Source organism: Arthrobacter sp. FW306-1B-F12A, from assembly GCF_058781865.1.
This window is the reverse complement of record NZ_JBYSXD010000002.1, coordinates 188008-194249: the sequence shown is the minus strand read 5'-3', so window position 1 is coordinate 194249 and position 6242 is coordinate 188008. Positions and strand designations below refer to the sequence as shown.

Here is a 6242-nt window from a genome sequence, read left to right as displayed (position 1 = left end):
GACCCCGCCCGGGAACCCCCGAGCCGGTTCCGCTGCCCGAGCCGGGGCCTTCCCCTGTCCCCGAGCCGGGCCCGGACCTTCCCTTCCCGCCCTCGCGGCCCTTGGGAGAGCCGCCCCTGACGATCTTGTAGGCCGGACACGTAGGACAGGCCACCCGCTCGGAGCGTATGAAAGGCAACTGAGAGATGTCAAAAGATCCAGAATTGCGGCCGGCACCGATGCAAACGGAAGACATGGACTCCCTTCGGGCCCTGGCTACGCAATTGCGTGTGGACTCCATCAGGTGCAGCACCAACGCCGGTTCGGGTCATCCCACGTCGTCGCTGTCGGCCGCGGACCTCATGGCGGTCCTCCTCACGCGGCACCTTCGCTACGACTGGGAACAGCCGGCGTTGCCGAACAACGACCATCTCATTTTCTCCAAAGGACATGCTTCACCCCTGCTGTATTCCATGTATCGGGCTGTGGGCGTCGTCGAGGAAGATGAGCTGCTGAATACCTACCGTCAGTTCGGTGCCCGGCTTCAAGGACACCCGACGCCGGTGCTGCCTTGGGTGGATGTGGCGACCGGCTCGCTGGGACAAGGGCTGCCGGTCGCCGTCGGGGTGAGCCTCGCAGGACGGTACCTGGACAAGCTTCCCTTCCATACATGGGTGTTGTGCGGCGATAGCGAACTAGCTGAAGGGTCCATGTGGGAGGCAGTGGACAAGGCGGCGTACTACAAGCTCGGCAACCTCACCGCCGTCGTGGACGTCAACCGGCTTGGCCAGGACGGCCCCACAGAACTTCAGTGGAACATGGACGCCTACGCCCGGCGGGTCGAAGCGTTCGGAGCCCAGGCCCTCATCATCGACGGCCATGACATCTCCCAGATAGACGATGCACTGAGCAGGGCCACGAGCGATCCCGATAAGCCGACGGTCATTCTGGCCAAGACGATCAAGGGCAAAGGGGTACCTGAGATCGAAGACCAGAACGGCTGGCACGGCAAGGCGCTCCCGGCAGACATGGCCGAGAAAGCCATAGCGGCCCTTGGAGGGCCAAGCAGCGTCCGCGTGACCACCTGTCCTCCGGAACCCGGCACTCCAGCAATCACGCCGGGCACTCACGTTTCCGTCACGCTCCCGGATTGGAAGGTCGGCGACAAAGTGGCGACCAGGGCCGCCTTTGGGGCCGCCGTGTCCGCGCTGGCGGCCCGCCCCGAAGTGGTGGTCCTCGACGGCGAAGTGGGGAATTCGACCCATGCACGGGACTTCGAGGAAGTGGCCCCTGAGCGGTATTTTGAAGTTTTCATTGCCGAGCAGCAACTCGTGGCCGCCGCCATCGGCCTCTCAGTCCGCGGATACGTGGCCTTCGCCTCAAGTTTCGCGGCTTTCCTGGTTTCGCGGCCATTCGACTTTATCCGCATGGCCGGAGTCTCGGAGGTGGACATCCGACTCGTCGGCACGCATGCCGGCGTTGAAATCGGGCAAGACGGTCCCTCGCAGATGGCCCTGGAGGACATTGCCGCCATGCGGGCGGTGCACACTTCCACGGTGCTCTATCCGGCTGACGCTCCGTCCACAGCGCAGCTCGTGAGCGCCATGGCGGACACACCCGGAATCTCCTACCTGCGCGCCACCCGGGGCGCCTATCCCGTGATTTACGGTCCGGACGAACAGTTCCCCCTTGGCGGAAGCAAGGTCCACGGTGCCGGCCCCGATGACCAGGTGGCGCTCATCGGCGCCGGCGTCACACTCCACGAATGCCTCGCTGCCGCCGAGCAGCTGGCCGAGTCGGGGATCAGAGCGCGCGTCATCGACCTCTACTCCGTCAAGCCGATCGACGTCGACACCTTGCGCCGGACGTGCCTCGAAACCGATGGCCGGATTGTTGTCGCCGAAGACCACTACGCCCAAGGCGGCCTCGGCTCGGCTGTCCTCGAAGCGCTTGCGAGCGCCAACACGCCCAAACTCCATATCGCGCTTCTCGCCGTGAGGGAACTTCCTGGTTCCGGTGAGCCCAAGGACTTGCTCAACGCAGCGGGCATTTCGGCACGCCACATTGCCGCCGCCGCCCGCGACCTCGTCATGGACTGAAAAGCAACGGCCCGACGGCGGAACGTCGCCGCCGTCGGGTCCGCGTCACAAACCACCGTTTCCAAGCCATATTCGTCGTTCTGAGCATTTAGCGGTGAACAACCCGGGCGCCCTCATTACTATCTAGTGGATGGGGGCGAATTCCGGACCTAACTGGGAGTTGCCGGGATGAAATATCAGGAGCTGGCAGTGTCGGAACCTTTGGAGTCTGAAGACCCGCTCGTCGAGCCGGAACCGGTTCTGGTTCCCGGCGACGACCGCGACACCCTGGCCGCCCTGCGTGAGCAGGCGCAGGAAATCATCGACGAAGTCCTCGGCGGAACCGAACCGAGTGGCGAACACCTCCGTGCAAAACTGAGGTCCAGCATTGCGCGCCACCCCGGATTTCCGGAACTGGCGCTGCTCGAGCACCTGATGAACCGGGCAAGTGGCAGCTGACCCGCCCCGGGGTTGCACACGTTTTACACAGGATTTACTCACGCGGTCTTGTTAGCCTCAACGCAGTCAGAACAGACTGAATATCACGTGAAAGACGATTCACGGTGGTTGTTCAACCAGAGCAGCGGACGGGAATGCAGCGATGCTCCGACCCGCTCGTAGTGAAGTCGCTACCGAGCAGGGTCCGCAGACCGGGAGGTAGCAGTGGCTGGCATATTCGAAGTGTTTCTTGACGGGGAGTCCTTCTTCAGGTTCCGCCTCAAATCACCTGACGGGGCGGTCATCGCTGTTTCGACGCCGTTCGAGGACAAGCCCGCAGTTGTTGCCGGCATCGCCGCTGCGCGGGAGTGTGCCGGCATGGGGCTGGTCACCGACCTTTGCCCCGTGGCAAGCGTGCGTGAACCGGCCGTGACTGTGCGTCCGAGCGCGGTCCCCCACCGTGCGGCTCCGCCGGCATGCGACGAACCGCGCACGGCGTCCGACGGATTCCGCACCCGCGCCAAGGAACTCCGGCACGCGGCAAGCGCGCCAAGATGGACCGGCGCGGCGTAAGAGCTCGACAAGGTCAAGACCGACGGCGCACTGGGGGACTCACCTGGGTCTCAGCAGGCAAGATGCGCCGCCGGCCGTTTTGGTCCAGCCCTCATTCTTCCACTCATTGCCTGCCGGGGCCACCTTCCCGGGCTGTCTGTCAGTCGTGCTTGCGCGCTCGGCTCGGCTGCACACGCGGCGGTTCGCCCGGCATCTTCGGGTAGTCAGGCGGGAACGGCATTTCCCCAAGCCCTGCACCGAGATCGCGTTCCCACCATTGAAGCAGGACGTCGATTTTGCCGGCTTTGGAGTTCATGTCACCCCAAGGGTCCCCCACCGATTTCAACCTGCCAGGCACCGTGAGGATGGTGAAGCCTTTCGGGTCCGCCGATTCAAGTTCGTCCCACGTGATTGGACAAGAGACCGGAGCGTGGGCGAGCGCCCTCGGACTGTACGCGCCTGCTATGGTCCGGTCACGATTGGCTTGGTTGAAATCGACGAACACCCTTTCACCACGTTCTTCCTTCCACCAGGCCGTGGTCACCTTGTCCGGCATTCGGCGCTCGAGCTCCCGGGCGGCTGCAATCACGGCATGCCGTACGTCCAAGAACTCATGCGAAGGCTCGATCGGGGCATAGACGTGGAGCCCACGGTTTCCGGAGGTCTTGATGAAAGTGGTCAATCCGGCCTCCGCGAGTACGTCTTTCAGCGCAAGGGCTGCGGGAATCGCGTCGTCGAAATCCGTTCCAGGTTGCGGGTCCAGGTCGATCCGCAGCTGGTCAGGGTTGTCCGTGTTTTCGACCCGCGAGGGCCAAGGGTGAAAGACCACTGTGTTCATTTGGACGGCCCACACTGCAGCTGCCGGCTCATCGAGCACCAATTGGGGATGCGAGCGCGCACTCGGATAAACAACCTTCACGGACCGGATAAACTCCGGTGTTCCTTTCGGCGGATTCTTGGAGAAGAACTGATCGCCGTCGATGTTGTCCGAAAAGCGCTGCAGCGAGACCGGCCGGCCGCCGTTTGCGGAGATGAATGCTTCCCCGACCTCAACGATATAGCGCGCCAGATCCAGCTTGGTCAGGCCGATCTCGGGCCAAAGGACCCGGCTAGGACTGGAGATCCGTATGTCGCGAGGACCGTTCGGCCCGTCAACGGTGAGGGTGGTTGCTTCGGTAGCCATGGGGACAAGCTACCCCGGCCCCACCCCCGGTGTCAGCAGCCTGAATGGATTCCGCATTCGTCTCACGGCGATGGTTTCAGCACCATCGCCGAGCCGCCGCCTCGTCTGACCGGCTCGGCGGCAGCGATCATGAGCCCGCCGGGCCTGAACTCGATCGCGGTTGCGGCACCGATCTCCGCCGCCGAGGTGAATGCGTCGCCGGATGGCGTGAACTGGTGGCCATATGGTGTGAGTTGGCTACCGTACGCCGTGATGAACTCCGGTTCGGCCGTGACCTTTGCCGTGTTCCGTTGGGAGGCACGCGGTGCGGCGATCGCGTCGGAAATGCTCATGCCCAGGTCCACCCTGTTCAAGATGGTTTGGAGCACGGTTGTGATGATCGTCGATCCGCCGGGCGAGCCGAGAGCGAGGAACGGCTTGCCATCCTTGAGGATGATGGTCGGGGACATCGACGAGCGTGGGCGCTTGCCGGGATCGATTCGGTTGGGGTCGCTCGCGCTGTAGACGGCCGAGAAATCGGTCATCTCGTTGTTGAGCAGGAACCCGCGTCCCGGTACCACGATGCCTGATCCGCCGGTCTGCTCGATGGTGAGCGTGTATTCGACCACGTTCCCCCACTTGTCCGCGACCGTCATGTTGGTAGTCGAGATGTTCTCTGTGTCCTTCTCATCGGCGAGCGCGGCACCGGAAGCCGGGCACACGCCGTCGTACCCGGTCACATCCCCCGGTGCGACGGGCTTCGTAGCCGCGTGCAGCGGGTCGATCTGGCAGGCGCGTTCCTTGCCGAAGATCGGGTCGGTGAGCGCTTCCGTAGGAACATCGGCGAAGGCAGGGTCCCCAACGTACTTTCCACGGTCCGCGAACGCGAGCGCGCTCGCCTCGAGGTAGTGATGCAGGGCGGCGGGTTTGGACATCTCCGAAAGGTTGACCGTGTCCAGGATGTTGAGCGCCTCGCCTACCGTCGTGCCCCCGCTGCTCGACGGCGCCATGCCGTAGACATCGAGGCCGCGGTAGTCGACGTGGGTGGGCGCTTGGTCCAGGGGCTTGTAGGCGGCGAGGTCGGCTGTGGTCATGTGCCCCAACGGGATGGGCAGCGTGGTGGTAGCAGTCTTCGGCGGGGCCTGGACCGTTGCCGCGATCTCGGCTGCCAGCGGGCCGCCGTAGAAGGCGCTGATGCCCTGCTTCGCGAGGAGCCGGTAGGTCGCGGCGAGGTCGTGGTTCTGGAAGACGCTGCCGACGGCGGGTGCGTCGCCTCCTGGGAGGAACAGCTTGCTTGTGGAGCTGAACGCCCCGAAACGGAGCTTGTTGTCGAGTGTCTGTTGGCGGAAAGTTGGGTCAACGACGAAGCCCCGGGTCGCAACCTTGATGGCCGGCTGGAGGGCATCTCCAAGGCTTAAAGTACCCCAACGCTCCAGAGCGCGGTCCCAGGTTGCCGCTGTTCCGGGGACACCGACTGAAACGCCACTGGTAACGAGCTCGGGCGTGAAGTTGTACGGCTTCCCCGTGGCGGGATCGATGAACGCGTCATGCGGCATCGCCTCCGGCGCGGTCTCGCGCCCGTCGATGGTGCCGATCTTGCCGGTCTTCGCGTTGTAGAACACGAAGTAGCCGCCACCACCGATCCCGGCACTGTACGGTTCGGTCACGCCTAGCGTCGCGGCGGCGGCGACGGCGGCGTCCGCCGCGTTGCCGCCTTTGCGGAGGACCTCGATGGCGGCAGCGGATGCTTCAGGGTCTACGGTGCTGACCGCGCCGCCGTATCCGGTGGCGGTGGCGGTCTTTTCAGTCTGGCGTGGTTCGGCAAAGGCGGGGTTGGCGAGGGCCCCGCTCGTCACGCTCAGCGCGAGTACTGCCGTCATGGTGGCCAGTCGAAGTTTGCGATGTGACATGGTCGCTCCTCAATTGGTGGTGCGAGGTGGGTGGGGCCACCCTACTCCGGAGCTACGCGACGCTCAACGGATCCAGGCAAGCCGGCAGTCGCAACAACTTTGTGCAAGTCATTGACAAACTTG

At 64.1% G+C, this 6242-nt stretch carries 5 protein-coding genes; 3 read left to right on the top strand and 2 right to left on the bottom strand.

Annotated elements, in window-relative coordinates; translation table 11 throughout:
- Positions 1-185 precede the first annotated feature (185 nt).
- The 3 genes from AC3WJU_RS02105 (at position 186) to AC3WJU_RS02095 (ending at position 3068) form a co-directional block, all read left to right on the top strand.
- On the top strand, positions 186-2078 hold the full coding sequence (locus tag AC3WJU_RS02105; RefSeq protein WP_492259011.1) for a transketolase: 1893 nt from the start codon (positions 186-188) through the stop codon (positions 2076-2078).
- Positions 2079-2267: 189 nt separating this feature from the next.
- A complete protein-coding gene (locus AC3WJU_RS02100) occupies positions 2268-2516 on the top strand; it encodes a hypothetical protein (RefSeq protein ID WP_148667615.1) in 249 nt (82 codons plus the stop codon).
- A 204-nt stretch (positions 2517-2720) separates the two neighbouring features.
- Entirely contained in the window at positions 2721-3068 is a 348-nt protein-coding gene (locus AC3WJU_RS02095; protein WP_284988155.1) for a YegP family protein, read from the top strand.
- Positions 3069-3207: 139 nt separating this feature from the next.
- Here AC3WJU_RS02095 and ligD read toward each other — a convergent pair whose 3' ends face one another.
- The gene (gene ligD / locus AC3WJU_RS02090) at positions 3208-4230 is read right to left on the bottom strand and encodes a non-homologous end-joining DNA ligase (protein WP_059389221.1); all 1023 of its coding nucleotides are present in this window, start codon (positions 4228-4230) and stop codon (positions 3208-3210) included.
- A gap of 62 nt (positions 4231-4292) precedes the next feature.
- Entirely contained in the window at positions 4293-6119 is a 1827-nt protein-coding gene (gene ggt / locus AC3WJU_RS02085) for a gamma-glutamyltransferase (RefSeq protein ID WP_492259010.1), read from the bottom strand.
- Positions 6120-6242: the final 123 nt, after the last annotated feature.